10 protein-coding genes are annotated in these 16,839 nt (G+C 65.9%); 9 read left to right on the top strand and 1 reads right to left on the bottom strand.

Features of this window, described 5'->3' with window-relative positions; translation table 11 throughout:
- Positions 1-27: 27 nt before the first annotated feature.
- On the top strand, positions 28-5,532 hold the full coding sequence (locus RMO95_RS15040; RefSeq protein ID WP_310451457.1) for an Hpt domain-containing protein: 5,505 nt from the start codon (positions 28-30) through the stop codon (positions 5,530-5,532).
- Between the two features lie 36 nt (positions 5,533-5,568).
- Complete coding sequence (locus RMO95_RS15045; RefSeq protein WP_310451458.1) at positions 5,569-6,048, top strand: VOC family protein; 480 nt, start codon at positions 5,569-5,571, stop codon at positions 6,046-6,048.
- 64 nt (positions 6,049-6,112) lie between these two features.
- On the opposite strand, the gene RMO95_RS15050 is transcribed toward RMO95_RS15045, so the two are convergent.
- Positions 6,113-7,948, bottom strand: a complete 1,836-nt coding sequence (locus tag RMO95_RS15050; protein ID WP_310451459.1) for a diguanylate cyclase — start codon at positions 7,946-7,948, stop codon at positions 6,113-6,115.
- Between the two features lie 126 nt (positions 7,949-8,074).
- Between RMO95_RS15050 and RMO95_RS15055 the strand changes: the two genes are divergently transcribed.
- The 7 genes from RMO95_RS15055 to RMO95_RS15085 all read left to right on the top strand — a co-directional run bounded on the left by RMO95_RS15055 (position 8,075) and on the right by RMO95_RS15085 (position 16,827).
- Positions 8,075-9,193, top strand: a complete 1,119-nt coding sequence (locus RMO95_RS15055; protein WP_310451460.1) for an alkene reductase — start codon at positions 8,075-8,077, stop codon at positions 9,191-9,193.
- Positions 9,194-9,231: 38 nt separating this feature from the next.
- Complete coding sequence (locus RMO95_RS15060; protein ID WP_310451461.1) at positions 9,232-10,527, top strand: carbohydrate porin; 1,296 nt, start codon at positions 9,232-9,234, stop codon at positions 10,525-10,527.
- Between the two features lie 69 nt (positions 10,528-10,596).
- Positions 10,597-10,977: a hypothetical protein gene (locus tag RMO95_RS15065; protein WP_310451462.1), complete on the top strand. Its 381-nt coding sequence runs from the start codon at positions 10,597-10,599 to the stop codon at positions 10,975-10,977.
- Positions 10,978-11,080: 103 nt separating this feature from the next.
- Positions 11,081-12,214: an efflux RND transporter periplasmic adaptor subunit gene (locus RMO95_RS15070; protein ID WP_310451463.1), complete on the top strand. Its 1,134-nt coding sequence runs from the start codon at positions 11,081-11,083 to the stop codon at positions 12,212-12,214.
- Positions 12,214-15,297 carry a CusA/CzcA family heavy metal efflux RND transporter gene (locus RMO95_RS15075; RefSeq protein ID WP_310451464.1) on the top strand — a complete coding sequence of 1,028 codons (3,084 nt, stop codon included), beginning with the start codon at positions 12,214-12,216 and terminating at the stop codon, positions 15,295-15,297. The genes RMO95_RS15070 and RMO95_RS15075 overlap by 1 nt, the downstream gene beginning before the upstream one ends.
- Complete coding sequence (locus tag RMO95_RS15080; protein WP_310451465.1) at positions 15,290-15,592, top strand: DUF3240 family protein; 303 nt, start codon at positions 15,290-15,292, stop codon at positions 15,590-15,592. Before RMO95_RS15075 ends, RMO95_RS15080 begins: the two co-directional genes overlap by 8 nt.
- Positions 15,589-16,827, top strand: a complete 1,239-nt coding sequence (locus RMO95_RS15085; RefSeq protein WP_310451466.1) for a TolC family protein — start codon at positions 15,589-15,591, stop codon at positions 16,825-16,827. Before RMO95_RS15080 ends, RMO95_RS15085 begins: the two co-directional genes overlap by 4 nt.
- Positions 16,828-16,839 lie beyond the last annotated feature (12 nt).

Below are 16,839 nucleotides of genomic sequence, written 5' to 3' on the forward strand. Positions count from 1 at the left end.
GAAGCATGGCCTGGTGATTAGCCTCTAATGAGCATGGATCTCGACATCGGACCGCTGTCCTGGGTCAAGGGAGAAATCGACCTCGAACTGGAGCGCGCCGGGCAGAGCCTTGCCGCCCACGCCGCCGCTCCGGCCGGCGACGGCCTGGCCAAGGCGCGCGCCAGCATGCACCAGGCGCATGGTGCGCTGGCCATCGTCGGCCTCGACGGCATCACCGAGTTCGCCGAGGCGATAGAACAGTTACTGGCGGCGCTGATCGCCGGCGAAGTACCGGATATCGACGCCGCGCGGGCTGCCGCGCAAGGCGGCTTTGCCGCCTTGCGCGGCTATCTCGACGACCTGATGGCGGGCCATCCCAACCAGCCGTTGAAACTGTTTACGCCCTATCGCGCCATGGCCGTTGCGCGCGGCCAGACCGCGCCCGGTCCGGCCGCCCTGTTCTTCCCCGATCTGACCCAGCGTCCGCCGAAGCGCGAGAAGGATATGCCGGCGCTGGCGCCCGAGGCCCTCACGGCGCGGCTCAAGGCCGCGCGCCTGGGCTTTGAACGCGGCCTGCTGAAATGGCTCAAGGGCGATGCCAAAGGCATCGCCGAGATGCGCGTCTCGGTGGCGATGATCGAAATGACGCGCGCCACACCGGCGGCTCGCGCCTACTGGTGGATCGCGTTCGGCGTGCTCGACGCGCTGGCGGCCAACGGCCTGCCCGACCCGACCGAAGCCAAGCGTTTTGCCATGCGCCTCGGCGCCCAGATCAAGAAACTCGTCGAAGGCCACACCGAAGTCGGCGATCTGCTCTTGCGCGAAGCCTTGTACCTGGCCGCCTGCGCCACGGCGGGCGGCGAAGCGCTGGCCATCGTGCGCGCCGCCTACCGCCTGGAAGGCATGGTGCCGACCGCCACGCCCTCGGAGACCGAAAGGCTGTTGCCGCACATCCGTCGCCTGCGCGAACTGCTGGCGGCGGCCAAGGACGACTGGAACCGCCTCTGCGTCGGTACCGCCGCCGCACTGCCGCCCTTTCACGAGCGCACGGCGAAAATCGCCGAAGAGGGCGCCGCCACCGGCCAGCCCGACTACGCGCGGCTGACCGCGGCCATACTCGAACAGACCGACCAGCTGCGGCGCGACCCGACGCGGCACAACGAGACCATGGCGCTGGAAATCGCCACGGCGCTGCTGCTCGCCGAATCCGCCCTGGAAAACTTCCAGTCGCTCGACGCCGACTTCGCCCACTCGACCCATGCCGTCGTCGAGCGCCTGGCCGCGCTCGGCCGCGGCGAAGAGCTGGCCATGATGGACCTGCCGCATCTCGACGCAATGTCGCGCCGGGCGCAGGAACGGCTGCTGCTCGAATCGGTCGCGCGCGAAATCCGCACCAACCTGGGCACCATCGAACAGACGCTGGATGCCTTTTTCCGCGATACCTCGCGCCAGGCCACGCTGCAAGCATTGCAGCAGCCGATCCGCCAGATTCAGGGCGCGCTCCTGGTGCTCGGCCAGGATCGTGCCAATGACATATTGACGGAATGTGCACGCGCCATCGAAGGTTTCGCCGCCGCCGGCTTCACGCCGCAGCCGGGCGATTTCGAGGACGTGGCGAAGAAACTCTCGGCACTGGGCTTTTTCGTCACCCAGCTGCAAGGCGGCGCCGCCGATATCGACGCCATCCTCGAACCGCCCGCCCCGGCCGTGCGCCCGGAAGTCGCAGCGCCCGAGCCGACACCTGCGCCGACACCTGCGCCGACACCTGCGCCGACACCTGCGCCGACGCCGGAGCTGGCTGCGCCCGTGGCGATTGCGGAGCAAGCCGCAGCGCCGGCGCCGGAGTTGTTCGCGGAAACTGCGCCGGCAGCGGAATTGCCTGCCGCAGCCGAGGCTGCTGCCGAGGAAGCCCTGCCGGACTTCGAAGTGGAGGGTTTCGAGGCACCCGTCGAGCCCCCGCCGACCCCGCCACCGGCACCGGTCGAAACCCCGGCACCATCGGCCGAGGCCACGCGACTGGTGGATGCCAGCGAGGAAGATCTCGACGCGGAACTGCTCGGCATTTTCCTCGAGGAAGCCAACGAAGTCCTCGGCACCATCAACCAGCATCTGCCCCTGGTGCATGCCGCACCCGGCGATCACGAAGCGCTGGTCACGCTGCGTCGCAGCTTCCACACCCTCAAGGGCAGCGGCCGCATGGTTGGCTTGAGCGACCTCGGCGAAGCCGCCTGGGCCGTGGAACAGGTGCTTAACGGCTGGCTGCACGAAACGCGCCCCGCCACGCCCGCGCTGCTCGCCATGCTCGACCTCGCGGCCGACATATTCAAGGTCTGGATCCTGCAACTCGAAGCCGGTGGCGGCCGGCATTTCGACTATGCCGAACTGGTGCGCCGCGGCCAGGTTCTGGGCGGTGCCGAAGACGCCGAGGCCGCCGTACCGCCAGCGCCAACTATCGAGCCGGCCGCGCCGGAAGAAGTCCCGCACGAAGAAGTCCCGCACGAAGAAATTGCGGCCGAAGAAGTTACGACTGAAGACTTCATGGTCGAAGAAGCGCCGGCACAGGAGGCAGCACCCGAAGCAGTCGGATTCGCAGAGGCCCCCGTGGAAGAGCCGCCGGCCGCGCCGCAGCCGACGGCGGACGTGGTTTCCTTCCCTGCGCCGCCTCCGGTCCGTGTCGGCGACATCGAAGTGGCGCCCACGCTCTACAAGCTCTACCTCGAGGAAACCCGCGAACACGTCGCCACGCTGCAAGCCAGGCTCGGCCTCGAAGAGGTGCCCGGCAACGCGGTGATCCGCGCGGCGCACACCACGGCCAGCATTTCCGCCGCCACCGGCTTCATGGCGATTTCCACCCTGGCGCGCGCGCTGGAGGATGCGCTGGGACGCCTGTCGCTGCTGGAAGCCGCGCCGAGCGAAGGCCAGCGCTTTGTTTTTGCCCGCTGCGCCGGCGCGCTCGAAGGCATGCTGGGCGCGGTGGCGGAACGCCGCATGCCCGGCGAGGAAGCCGCCCTCACCGCCGAGTTGAATGCGATGATGCCGGCAGTCGCGGCGCCTGCCGCGGCGCCTGTCGAAGCCGCCGTCGAGCCTGAGATCGAATTTGCGGTCGAACCCGTTATCGAAGCTGCCTTTGAACCTGAGGCCATAGCGCCCGAAGCCGCAGCACCGGAAGCTGCCGTCGAGCCCGGGGCCGAGCCGGAAGTTCCGGAAGTCACCATCACCGCCGCCGATCGCCGCGCCGCGCGGATCGAAGACGAGATCGATGCGCAGATATTGCCGCTGTTCCTCGAGGAAAGCACGGACCTGATGCGCGAGATCGGCGCCACGCTGCGCGAGTGGCGGGCCGCGCCGGGCAGCCCCGACATCGCCCGCGCGCTGCAGCGCGCGCTGCACACGCTCAAGGGCAGCGCACGGATGGCCGGCGCCATGGGCTGCGGCGAACTGCTGCATGCAATGGAAGACCGGGTCGACCAGGCGGTGCGCATGAAATCGGTGCAGCCCGCCATCATCGACGGTCTGGAAAACTCGTATGACCGCGCGGCGATGCTGATCGAGCATCTGCGCAATCCCCTCGCCGCGCGCCCCGAAGCCGAAGAGCCACCGCAAGCTGCCGAGGCTGCGGTTTCCGTCGAGCCACAGGCGGAACAACCGCTGCCCGAGCTGGAGGCAACGGCAGCGCTGCATGCGCCCGCCAAGCTGGAAGCGGCGCCCGCCGTCTACATCCCCGCGCCGCAGGTGCAGTTGCGGGTACGCGCCGACCTGGTCGACCAGCTGGTCAATGAGGCCGGCGAAGTCGCGATCGCCCGCGGCCGCATCGAGGGCGAACTGCTGGCCCTCAAGACCTCCCTGCTCGACTTGACGGAAAACGTGATTCGCCTGCGCAAACAGCTGCGCGAAGTCGAAATCCAGGCCGAGTCGCAGATGATGTCGCAGCAGGCGCTGGCCAGCGAGCGCGCGCAGGAATTCGATCCGCTCGAGTTCGACCGCTTCACGCGCTTCCAGGAAGTGACGCGGATGATGGCGGAGAGCGTGAACGACGTCGCCACCGTGCAGCAGAACCTGATGCGCAATCTCGACCAGGCCAATGCCGCCATCGTTGCCCAGGCACGCCTCTCGCGCGAACTGTCGCAACGCCTGATGGGCGTGCGCATGGTGCCCTTCGAAAGCCTGGCCGAGCGCCTGCATCGCGTGGTGCGACAGGCGGCCAAGGATACCGGCAAGCGCGCCAACCTCGACATCCGCCACGGCCAGACCGAGCTCGACCGCTCGGTGCTGGACAAGATGGCCGGGCCGCTGGAGCACATGCTGCGCAACAGCGTCGCCCACGGCCTGGAAGACACCCCCGCGCGCCTGGCTGCCGGCAAGGATGCAATCGGCCAGATCACGCTGTCGCTGGCGCAGGAAGGCAATGAAATCGTGGTGTCGATCGCCGATGACGGCACCGGGCTCGACTTCGAGCGCATTCGCCGGCGCGGCATCGAACGCGGCCTGATTGCGCCCGATGCCGAACCCGACGCGGCGATCCTGACGCAACTGATACTGCAATCCGGATTTTCCACCGCCGATGAAATCACCACGCTCGCCGGCCGCGGCGTCGGCATGGACGTGGTGAGGAGCGAAACCGCCAGCCTCGGCGGCCGCATCGAGGTCGCCTCGGAAACCGGGCGCGGCGCCACCTTCCGCATCTACCTGCCGCTGACCCTGGCGGTCACCCAGGCCGTGCTGGTCACCGCCGGCAGCCGGCGCTACGCGATTCCTTCCTCGATGATCGAGCAGGCCGGGGAACACAAGCCCGAGGCGGCGGCGCAGATCCGCAGTTCAGGCGGCACCGAGTGGCTGGGCAACCGCTATCCCTACCATTACCTTGCCGGCCTGCTGGGCGAAACCGAAGCCGTTCCGCCGACGGCGCGGCGCTACTGGATACTCCTGATCAAGGGCGGAACCGAACGTGTCGCGCTGGAAGTCGACAGCCTCAGCCGCAATCAGGAAATCGTGGTGAAGTCGGTCGGGCCGCAACTCGCCCGCGTACCGGGTCTGGCCGGCGCCACAGTGCTGGGCAACGGCGAAGTGGCGCTGATCATCAACCCGGTGGCGCTGGCGGCCCGTGCCGTCGAGCGTGCCGCCATCCCGCTGCCCGCGGCAGGCGGCGCCGAGCAGCCGACGCCGCTTGCCTCCACTGCCGCGGCCGCCGCGGTGATGGTGGTCGACGATTCGCTCACCGTGCGCAAGATCAGCGGCCGGCTGCTGGCGCGTCATGGCTATCACGTGCTCACCGCCAAGGATGGCGTCGATGCGCTGGAGCAACTGGCCGAGGTGGTCCCCGACGTGATGCTGCTGGACATCGAAATGCCGCGCATGGACGGCTTCGACCTGGCGCGCAACATCCGCGCCGATGCCCGCCTCAAGCATATTCCGCTGATCATGATCACCTCGCGCACGGCCGACAAGCACCGCCAGATGGCGGCGGAAATCGGCGTCAACCACTATCTCGGCAAACCCTACGACGAAGAGGACCTGCTGGCCTGCATCCGCCAGTCCCTCGACAAGGGCGCCTGATTCCGCGCGCCACCGGCACGACACAAGGACAGTTTCATGACGCAGCAGGCACGGCCTTTCAAGGTTCTCGGCATCCAGCAGATTGCCATCGGCGGCGCCTCGAAGCAGCGCCTGAAAAAACTCTGGGTCGAGATGCTCGGTCTCGCGGTCACCGGCAATTTCGTCAGCGAACGTGAAAACGTCGATGAAGACATCACGGCCATGGGCAGCGGCCCCTTCAAGGTGGAAGTCGACCTGATGCAGCCGCTCGATGCGGCGAAAAAACCTGCGGTCAACGAGCCGCCGCTGAATCACGTCGGACTCTGGATCGACGACCTGCCGGCCGCCGTGGCCTGGCTCACCGCGCAAGGAGTGCGCTTCGCGCCGGGCGGCATCCGCAAGGGCGCCTCCGGCTACGACATAACCTTCCTCCATCCGAAGGCCAACGAGCAGTTTCCGATCGCCGGCGAAGGCGTGCTGATCGAACTGGTGCAGGCGCCTGCCGAAGTGATCGAGGCTTTCGCGCGCCTCGCCTGACGAGCGACTTCCTGTAGGAGCCAGCTTGCTGGCGACAGGCCGTGTTTCGCCAGCAAGCTGGCTCCTACGCCGAGAACATCCGATAGCAGTCGCGGCCGGCTTGCTTGGCCGTATACATCGCCAGGTCCGCGCGCCGCAGCAGTTCGGGCCCCGACAGATCGCTGCCGACAAACATCGCGATGCCGACACTGACCGTGATTTCCATCGGCAGGCCGAGCACGCGCATCGGCTCGCGAATCGCGCCGAGAATTTTCTCCGCCATGCGTTCGGCATCGGCGCTGCCGCTGAGACCGGTCAGCACGATGACGAACTCGTCGCCACCGAGCCGCGCCACCGTGTCGACTTCACGCAGCGCCACCCGGAAGCGCTGCGCGGTGCAGCGCAGCACCTCGTCGCCGATGGCGTGGCCGTAACCATCGTTGATCGTCTTGAAATTATCCAGGTCGATCAGCAGCAGGGCGATCTGTCCGCGGCTGCGCCTTGCCAGCTGCAGCGACTGTTCCAGGCGCGCATCGAACAACAGTCGATTGGCCAGGCCGGTCAGGGTGTCGGTATGGGCCAGCGCCTGCAACTGGCGTTCGTTTTCGCGCAGGCGGGCGTTCAGCGCTTCGAGCTCTCCGGTGCGCTCGACGACGCGGCGCTCGAGACTCGCCTCGGAGCGTTGCAGTACGCCGACCAGTTGCTGCTTGGTGGCCAGGGCCTCGCTCTGCGCCGCATCCTTGTCACGCCGCAGGCCGTTGATGCGGTCGGCCAGGGCGAAGGAAAGCAGCAGCATTTCGAGCGCCGAACCCATCTGCATGGCGTAGTAGCTGAGGAAGGTCGTCGGCAGCAGGTTCAGGTTGCGCAGGCCGACCACGGCGACGCCGACCAGCAGCACCGTCCACGCCAGCAGGAAGGTGCTCGCGCCGGCTCGCCCGGCGCGCCAGCAACGCAGCCCAGCCAGTACCGCGACGGCGGAAAACGTGACGCCGGTGATTGAGGTGAGAATCGCCGCCAGACGGTAGGGCGCGACCAGCGGCACCAGCATGCACACCGCAAACAACGCGGCGAGGCCGATCACGGCGCCGTCCAGACGCGGCAAGTTGCGCCGCGTATCGAGGAAGCCGCGGGTGAACAGGGCGCCGAACAGGCCGGCCGCGGCAAAGCCGACCGTGAACGCCAGGTTGCCCCAGGCCGGCCAGTCCGGCCAGAGAAACTGGTTGCCCAGCCCGTTGAGCGACAGCTGTCCCACCGCCATGCTGGCGGCGAACAGGACATAGGTCAGGTAGTTGTGATCGCGCAGCGAAAACCACAGCAGCAGGTTGTAGAGGGCGAGCGCCAGCAACATGCCGAAATAGACCGAAAGCACCGCATAGGCGCCGAGCGAATCCTGCCAGAAGGCCTCGGCTTGCCACAGGCGCAGGGGGATGGTCAGCGTGCCTTCGGAGGCGATGCGCAGCCAGAGCGTAGCGGTCGCCGCATCGCTTTTCAGATGCACTGGAAACACGAAGTTACGGTGCGTCAGCGGTCGCGCGGCGAAGGGCAGGCGGTCGCCGGTGCTCAGGTGTTCGCCATCGGGACCGAAATAGTCGATGCTGTCCAGGGTGGGGAAGGCGACTTCCAGCAGCCAGTCGCGCGCTGCACCGGGATCGGCCTCGATGTCGAGACGCAGCCACCAGGCAGAGGATGAATAGCCGAAGTTGATTGCCGCATCGGCCCTGACCTGTGCCGGCCGGAACTCGGCGCTGCGCGCCTGGACATCGGCCAGCGACAGGCGTCCGCCGGCGTCTTCGAGTATCGACACCTGGGTCGCCAGCTCCAGCACAGTGGCGCCCGGCGCCAGCCGTATGGCGGCGGCAGCCGTGCCGATCTGGCAGGCCCAACAGCACAACAGGAACAGCAAGGCGAAAATGCGCGGCACGTCACGACCCGTTTGGAATGCGCTCCGAATTCTATCCGAATGAATACCGCCTCCGCCGCATGCGCAGGCGGACACCAGACGGCGATTGGGTAGAATCGCCGGACTTCTCAAATCCCAAATACTCCGATGCTGTTCGAATCCTACGCCAACTCCAGCCTGCAACTCGCCAACCGCATCGCCATGGCGCCGATGACCCGCTGCCGCGCCGACCACAGGGACGCCGTGCCCAATGCCATGATGGTCGAGTATTACCGCCAGCGTGCGGCGGCCGGCCTGATCGTTTCGGAAGGCGCGCCGGTCTCCGACCGCGCGCGCGGCTACATCAACACCCCGGCGCTGTGGAACGAGGCACAGGCTGCCGGCTGGCAGCGGGTGACCGATGCCGTGCATGCCGCCGGCGGCAGGATCTTCGCCCAGCTCTGGCATTGCGGCCGCGTCGCGCATGCCGCGCTGCATGCCGACGGCAGCGCCCCGGCCGGCGTGTCGCTCAAGCCGGCGGCGACGCAGACCATGATTCCCGGGCCCAACGGCAAAACGATGCCCGCGCCCTGCGGCCAACCGGAGATTTTGAGCCTGCAGGAGATCCGCGGAGTCGTCGCCGAATTCGCCCACGCCGCAAGGCTTGCGATGCAGGCCGGGTTCGACGGCGTGGAGATTCACGGCGCCAACGGCTACCTGCTCGACCAGTTCCGCTGTCCGGCGCTGAACCGGCGCAACGATGCCTACGGCGGCGCGCTGGCCAATCGCTACCGTCTGCTGCTGGAGGTGGTCGATGCGGTGGCGGCCGAGACCGGACCGGAGCGCGTCGCGGTGCGCCAGTCGCCCTACGGCCTGGGCAACGACATGGTCGCCGACCCCGAACCGCTGGTGACTTACCCCTGGCTGGCGCGCGAACTGAACCGGCGCGGCATCGGCTTCCTGCACATCTACTGCCAGACCGCGGACTGGATCCACGACGCCGGCCATTCGATGATGCCGGCATTGCGCGACGCCTTCCACGGCGCGCTGATCGCCTGCGGCGGCTTCAAGACCGCCGCCTCATGCAATGCAATCCTGCAGCGCGGACATGCCGACCTGATCGCCATCGGCAAGCCCTTCATCTCCAACCCGGACCTGGTCGAGCGCCTGCGCCACGGTGCGCCGCTCGCCAAATGGGATACCGCGAGCTTCTACAGCCGCGGGGAACACGGCTATACCGACTACCCGGCACTGGAAGAAGAGTTGGCGTTGGCGACACGCCAGTAAGAGACGTGCTGAACGAGCGACTTCAAGCCACCGCGGGCATGCTCCTCGCCAGCCTGTCGCTGGCGACCGCTGCGGCCGAGACCGCTCCTGACTATGCCGCGACGACCCTCAGCGGCGACTGGGGCGGCGCCCGCAGTGCGCTCTGGCAGCGCGGTATCGCGCTGGAAGGCGGACTCAAGCTCGATCATCTGCACAACCGCGGCGGGGCCAGCGACGGCGGCCGCACGCTCAGCCACCTGGAATTGAAGCTGCGGGCCGACCTGGAAAAGCTGCTGGGCTGGAGCAATGCCGTCGCCTATGTGAATACCGACACCGACGCCGGTGCCGGCATCAACGCGCGGCACACCGGCAGCCTGATGGGCGTCAGCAACATCGAGGTGCCGGTGCCGACCACGCGCCTGCTTCATGCCTGGCTGCAGAAGGGATTTTTCGACGATCGCTTCTCCCTGCTGGCAGGCATCTACCCGATCGACGCCGAGTTCTTCACCCTGGATGCGGCGGCCACGCTGCTGCATCCGGCCTATGGTCCGCCGGCCGACCTGTCGCTGACCAACGCCCCCTCGCTTTTCAACAGCGCCGCCTTCGGACTCCGCGCCAAGGCATTCTTCGCGGATCGCGAGGTCTATGCGATGGCGGCACTGATGGACGGCATTCCCAACGATCCGGCGCGGCCCAGGGCCACGGCGATACGCTTCGCCAAGGGCGACGGCGCCTTCGTCATCGGCGAGATCGGCTGGATGCCGCTGGAAACCGGTCACACCTTCGAACCCGTCGATCCGGCGCTGGTGCGGCAAACCCCGGCACTCGCCGCCCACGAAAAATACGGCGGCCTCAGCAAGTACGCGCTCGGCTTCTGGCGCTATGGCAACCGGGTGGCGGATCAGATCGACGTCGATGCCGACGGCAAGCCGCTGCAGCGCCGCGCGCAGGGCGGCTATGTGCTGGCCGAGCGCAGCCTGTTCAGCCTCGGCGGCGAGGCCGGACGGGACGTCACGGCCTTCGGCCGCTACGCCTTCAGCGACGGCCATGCGATCGCCATCGACCGTATGTGGAACCTCGGCCTGCGCCTGCGCGGTCCGCTTGCCAGCCGGCCGGACGACAGCCTCACGCTGGGCTGGACCCGCAGCCGTCTCGCAGCGAAATGGCGCGCCGTACAGGCCGCCGCGGGCATCGACACGGCGCCGGCGGAAGAGGCGTTCGAGATCACTTGGCGCGCAGCGCTCACGCCCTGGCTCGCGCTGCAGCCCGATCTTCAGTACATTCGCCACCCCGGCGGTGCGGCGGCGGCACGCCATGCGACGCTGGTCGGCGCGCGCGTCGAGATCATCTTCTGAATCACGAAAAGTCGGCGCTGGCGACACGGCGTTTGTTGCCGCTAAGCACTGTCTGATATAGTCCGGCCCGTGCGCTTCCTGCTGCCCCTCCTGCTCGCCGTCCTGCTTTCCCTGAACGCTGCCTCTGCTGCAGTTGTGGGCGTTTGTGACGCGCTGGAACATAGGCAGAGTGATATTGATGCCAGCCATTTCGGTCACCACAGCCACCAGCACGGTGACGACCACGCCCACGACACCCCGCCTGCCGACGCCGACGGGACTGGCAAGGTGCCTGCGGCCAATGACCACCACCATGCCCATGTGCATCCGGGCTTCTCTATGCTTCTGCCCATCGCTGTTGGTGTAATGCCGCTTGAGGGACGCAGCCCTCTCGTTGCCGCCGCGGCCAATAGCTTCTCCTCGGCGCCGCACGTCCGCCTCGACCGTCCGCCCAGAGCCGCGCTCGCCTGAGCCGGCGGGACGCCCTTATTCCTCTGTAGCACCCTGCGCCTGAACCCGTGAACGGGTTCGGCTGCGTCCCGTCGAAATCCAACTTTTTTGTTTGAGGATTTCGATGAATATTCATCTCCAAAGCGTTTCGATTGCCGCCGTCGTAGCCGTGTTCTGCGGCCTCGCGCCCACCGTTCGGGCAGCCGACCGAGCGGCTAAATTTGCCGTTCCCGCCAGCCAGATTCAGGCACTGGGCATTCAAACCGCAGCTTTGCAGAGTCAAACCGACTCGGTAACGACGAGCTTTCCTGCGCAGGTGGTTATTCCGCCAAAAGCGGAACAGGTGATCAGCTCGCCCGTGTCCGGCCTGGTCGTTCAGTTGCTGGTTCAGCAGAACCAGGTCGTGCGTTCAGGAGCGTCCCTGGTGCGCATCGCCAGCCCGGAACTCGGCCAGTTGCAATTGCAGTTGCTGCAAGCCACTGCCCGCGCCACTCTTGCACGGCAAGCGGCGCAACGCGAACAAGCTTTGTTCGATGAAGGCATCATCCCCCAGCGCCGGATGCAGGAAGCCCAAGCCGCATTGATTGAAGGCGAAGCCATGCTCAATCAGGCCAGGGCGGCGCTGCGTCTAAGCGGTATGCCGCCTGCGACGATCGAGCGCATAGCGGCTTCCGGCAAGCCGCAAGACAGCATCACGCTGGTCGCGACGCAGGCCGGAATCGTGACCGGAATAGCGGTCAAGCCCGGCCAGCGGGTCGAAGCCGCGACCGCGTTGTTGCATGTGGCCCAAATCGATTCCCTGTGGCTGGATATTCAGCTTCCGGTCTCTGAAAGCGCGAATTGGCCAGCCGGAACGAAGGTCAAGATACAAGACCGGAACGTCACGGCGCGCATCTTGAGCGCCAGTCAGACCGTCTCGTCCAGTAGCCAGACGGTGGTGCTGCGGGCGGCGATCGAGGGCAAGGCCGGACAGGTTCGCCCTGGAGAGTTCGTGACGGTCGAGCTGCCCGTTTTGGCCAACCCGGCGGCCGCTCAAGGCAGCTGGGATGTGCCGCTGTCCGCCGTAATCCATGACGGGAAGCAAGCGTACGTCTTCGTTCGCACCGCCGACGGCTTTGAAGCCAGGCCGGTGAAGGTCGTGGTCAGCGTCGGGCAGCGCGTGCGCGTGCAAGGCCCCGTCAAGGCCGGTGAGCAAATCGCCGTCAGCGGCGTGGTCGCGCTCAAGGGCGCATGGCTCGATCCGAAGGAGAGCAAGTAATGCTAGCCCGCCTGGTCCAGTTTTCTTTATCGCAGCGCCTGTTCATCCTGCTGGCGACGCTGCTTGTCGCCGGTGCCGGATGGGTTGCGTACATGCAACTGCCTATCGACGCCTTCCCCGATGTGGCGAGTACCCAGGTCAAGATCATCATGAAAGCCCCCGGCATGACGCCGGAGGAAATCGAAAGCCGGATTGCGGTGTCGATAGAAGTGGAAATGCTCGGCATTCCGAGGACCAAGATTCTGCGCTCGGTCACCAAGTACGGACTGGTCGATGTGACCATCGATTTCGAAGACGGCGTCGACATCTATTGGGCACGCCAGCAAGTCAGCGAACGTCTGGGCGGGCTGACGGAAAGCCTGCCGGCCGGCATCACGGGCGGGATGGCGCCGATCACGACGCCCTTGGGCGAAATGTTCATGTTCACCGTCGAAAGCGAGGGAATGTCGCTGGCCGAACGGCGCAGCCTGCTCGACTGGGTCATCCGCCCGGTGCTGCGCACCGTGCCCGGCGTCGCCGACGTGAATGCGCTGGGTGGCGTCGTGCGCGCCTTCGAGGTGGTGCCCGATCAGCTCAAACTGGGCGCCAGCGGCGTGACCATCACGCAACTCAGGGAAGCGATCAGCGCCAACAACCGCAACGACGGCGCGGGCCGGCTCGGCGAAGGCGACGAAGTGCTGCTGGTGCGTAGCGAAGGAAGCATCACCAGTCTGGACGACCTGCGTGCGGTGGTGGTGACGATGAAGGATGGCGCACCGGTCCGCGTCGGCAATCTGGCCGAGGTCAAGATCGGCACCGTGACACGCTATGGCGTGGTGACGCAAAGCGGCAAGGGTGAAGCCGTGCAGGGGCTGGTGCTGGGATTGGCCGGCGCCAACGCGCAAAAGGTTGTCGAAGGCGTGCGCAAGAAACTGGCTGAACTGCAACCGACGCTGCCACAAGGCGTGCGACTCGACGTTTTCTACGATCGCGCTTCCCTCGTTACCAAGGCGGTCGGTGCGGTCTCAGCCGCGCTGCTCGAAGGAACGGCTCTGGTCATCGTGCTTCTGGTGCTGTTCCTCGGCAATATCCGGGCGGCATTGACCGTCGCCCTGGTGCTGCCCCTGGCCGCGCTGATCACCTTCATCCTGATGCGTGCCTTCGGCATGTCGGCGAACCTGATGAGCCTGGGCGGCCTGGCGATCGCGATCGGCATGCTGGTCGATGCCGCCGTGGTGGTGGTCGAGAACATTGTGCAGCGCCTGGCGACCGATCCCACGGCCGGCAAGCTGCCGCGGCTGCATACGATCTATCGCGCCGTGCGCGAGGTGGCGGTCCCGGTCACATCGGGGATCTTGATCATCATTACCGTGTTTCTGCCGCTGCTGACGCTACAGGACCTCGAAGGCAAATTCTTCGTGCCGGTGGCGCTCACCATTGTGTTCGCCCTGGCTGGGTCTCTAGTGTTGTCGCTGACCGTGATTCCAGTGTTGGCATCGTATCTGCTGCGCGAGGTCAAGCACGAAGACCCGTGGCTGCCGCGCAAGCTGCTGGCACTTTACGAGCCGGCGCTTGCCTGGGGCCTGCGCCGGCAGCGCGTCGTCGCCGCGGTGGCGGTGGCGATGCTGCTGGTCGCCGGTGTGATCTACACCCAGGTCGGCAAGACCTTCATGCCGACGATGGACGAGGGCGACCTGATCGTCGGCATCGAGAAACTGCCTTCCATCAGTCTGGAACAAAGCGCCGCGCTCGATCTGAAGATTCACCAAGCCATCATGAAAGCCATCCCGGAAGTGCATGGCATCGTTGCGCGTGCCGGTTCAGATGAAATCGGCCTCGACCCGATGGGGCTCAATCTGTCCGACACATATTTGCTGTTGAAGCCGCAAGGCGAATGGCGCATGAAGACCAAGGAGGCGCTGATGGACGAAGTGCGCAAGGTGCTCGATCCGATGCCCGGCATCAAATACAGCTTCACCCAGCCGATCGAAATGCGCGTGTCCGAAATGATCATCGGCGTGCGCGGCGACCTGGCGGTGAAGATTTTCGGTCCCGAACTTGACAAGCTGAATGAGTACGCCAGCCAGGTCGAAGCCCTGCTCAAGACGGTTCCCGGAAATCAGGACGTCTATACCGTCCAGAACGACGGCGTCCAGTACCTGCGGGTGGCGGTAGACCGCTTGCAGGCTGGACGGCTCGGCCTGAACGTCGAGGAAATCCAGGATGCGCTGCGCACGCAGATCGAGGGCCAGCGCGCCGGCATCGTGATCGAAGGCAACCGGCGCACGCCGATCGTGCTGCGCGGCTCTGAAGCGGTTCGCACGTCGCCGGCCGAGTTTGCAGCGACGCGGATTACGACCCGGGACGGCAACACGGTTCCATTGACCAGCGTGGCAAGGCTGGAACGTGCCGAAGGTCCGGTCAAGATCGATCGCGAGATGGGGAGCCGTTACAGCGTCGTCATCGCCAACGTCGGCGGTCGCGACCTGGTGGGCTTTGTTGAGGAGGCGAAGGCTCTTGTCACGCAGAAGTTGCCCCTGCCCACCGGGTACCGTATCAGCTGGGGCGGTCAGTTCGAGAACCAGCAGCGCGCGGCGGCTCGACTAACTGTCGTTGTTCCGGTCGCGCTCGGCCTCATCTTTGTGCTGCTGTTCTCGACCTTCCGCTCGGTGCGCCAGGCTTTGCTGATCCTGAGCAATGTTCCGTTCGCGCTGGTCGGCGGCGTCGTCGCCTTGTGGGTCACGGGGGAATACCTGTCGGTCCCTGCGTCCGTAGGCTTTATTGCACTGCTCGGCATCGCTGTTTTGAACGGTGTGGTGCTGGTCAGCTATTTCAATCAATTGCAAAGCGAAGGAATGAGACTAAGCGAAGTCGTCGTGCAAGGGGCGAAGCGACGTTTGCGCCCGGTGCTGATGACTGCATCGATTACGGCGCTCGGACTGATACCGCTGCTGTTCGCGACGGGGCCGGGGTCGGAGATTCAGCGACCGCTCGCCATCGTCGTGATCGGCGGTTTGATCACCGCCACGGCCCTGACGCTGATGCTGCTTCCCATCCTGTATTTGCGCTTCGCATTCCCGAAACGAGAGGTGTCCCATGTCTGAACTGTGCTTGACGCTGCTGTGTCCGCCGGCGGTCGAGGAAAAATTGCTCGATCTGCTGCTCATGTTACCCAACACGACGGTCTTCACCAGCACGGCGACGGCCGCGCACGGCCTGGCCCACGAGAATCTGGATCAAATGGAGCAGGTACTGGGCCGGGCGCGTGCCACGGAGGTGCAGGTAATTCTTGCGGCGGCCGACAAAGCCGCGCTGCTCGAAGCGATGCGCCAGCAATTCGCCGGCGCGGGGCTGCGCTATTGGGTGACGCCGGTCGTCGAAGCGGGAGAGATCGCATGATGATTCGATTGCTCCTGATCGGCCTGTTGACTATCTGTGGCAACGCCCAGGCAGTGCAGCCCGCAAATCCGCCGGGGCTACTGCCAACCAAAATCGCGCGCCCACTGCTCGAACAGGACCCTGGCGTTGCCGCCGCGCGCGCTGGTCTGGACGTGGCTTTGCACGATGCAGGCATCCTCGATAAATCGCCCTACGAATGGACTACTCGCGCCACGGGACAGCAGCGAAGACTGGAAAGCGGTCCGCGCTACAACGAATGGAACGTGGGTGTTGAGCGGACCATCCGGCTTCCCGGCAAGGCCGCAGCCGATCGCGACCTCGGCAAGGCAACGATCGAAGAGTCCCAAGCCCGCCATGGCGAGGCGCTGCACGAAGCGGCGCGTGAACTGATGGCATTGTGGGTGGACTGGCTAGCGGCGGAACGTGCCCGCGAGCTGGCTGAGAACAGTCTTCAGTCGGCACAGGCTAGCCTCGCCGCCGTGGAAAAGCGTGTTCGTGCAGGCGATGCCTCGAAACTGGACTTGAGCATCGCCCGCGCCGAACTGGCCGACCAGCGACGCATGGACAACGACGCGAAAACGCAGGCCTTTGCAGCCTGGTCGCGTCTATCCACTCGCTTCCCTGGTGTGAAACATCCGGTCTTGGCCCTGCCCGCGCCTTTGCCCATTGGGGAGGACGCGGCTTTTTGGCGGGCGCGCATCCTGGCGCAAAGCGATGAATTGAAAGTCGTACAAACGCAAATGCGTATGGCTCAAGCTCATGCAGAACGAGCGCGGGCGGACAAGACCCCCGATCCAACGCTAGGGGTATATACGGCTTCGGAGGCCGGTGGGACTGAACGCATTGGCGGAATCATGATCAGCATTCCCATCCCGGGTGGCGCGCGTGATTCGCGCAGCGCCAAGGCGATTGCCGCGGTGGAGGTGTCGCGCCAGGAAGTCGAACTCAAGCGGCGCCAGCTTGAGACGACGATTGCGAGCGCTGTCGCGACAGCGCGGGGTGCCTATGACAGCTTGCAAATCGCCAACGAAGGCGCGGCGGCCATGCGGGAGAACGCCGGACTTATGCAGCGCGCCTATGCGCTCGGCGAAGCCGAACTGCAAGCCTTGCTGCTGGCACGTCGCCAGGCGAGCACTGCGATGAATAACGCGCTGCAAGCGCAAGTTACGGCTCTGAAGGCCTATTACGGGCTGCTCGTCGACGCTCACTTGATTTGGGATTTGGACCATGACTAGGAGTTGGCGCGC

The organism is Sulfuritalea sp. (assembly GCF_031426875.1).
Classification (GTDB): domain Bacteria; phylum Pseudomonadota; class Gammaproteobacteria; order Burkholderiales; family Rhodocyclaceae; genus Sulfuritalea.

Bases quoted from the DNA above. Each gene is read 5' to 3' on its own strand.
- RMO95_RS15040 (WP_310451457.1), top strand. From the start codon at position 28: ATGAGCATGGATCTCGACATCGGACCGCTGTCCTGGGTCAAGGGAGAA.
- RMO95_RS15045 (WP_310451458.1), top strand. From the start codon at position 5,569: ATGACGCAGCAGGCACGGCCTTTCAAGGTTCTCGGCATCCAGCAGATT.
- RMO95_RS15055 (WP_310451460.1), top strand. From the start codon at position 8,075: ATGCTGTTCGAATCCTACGCCAACTCCAGCCTGCAACTCGCCAACCGC.
- RMO95_RS15060 (WP_310451461.1), top strand. From the start codon at position 9,232: ATGCTCCTCGCCAGCCTGTCGCTGGCGACCGCTGCGGCCGAGACCGCT.
- RMO95_RS15070 (WP_310451463.1), top strand. From the start codon at position 11,081: ATGAATATTCATCTCCAAAGCGTTTCGATTGCCGCCGTCGTAGCCGTG.
- RMO95_RS15075 (WP_310451464.1), top strand. From the start codon at position 12,214: ATGCTAGCCCGCCTGGTCCAGTTTTCTTTATCGCAGCGCCTGTTCATC.
- RMO95_RS15080 (WP_310451465.1), top strand. From the start codon at position 15,290: ATGTCTGAACTGTGCTTGACGCTGCTGTGTCCGCCGGCGGTCGAGGAA.
- RMO95_RS15085 (WP_310451466.1), top strand. From the start codon at position 15,589: ATGATGATTCGATTGCTCCTGATCGGCCTGTTGACTATCTGTGGCAAC.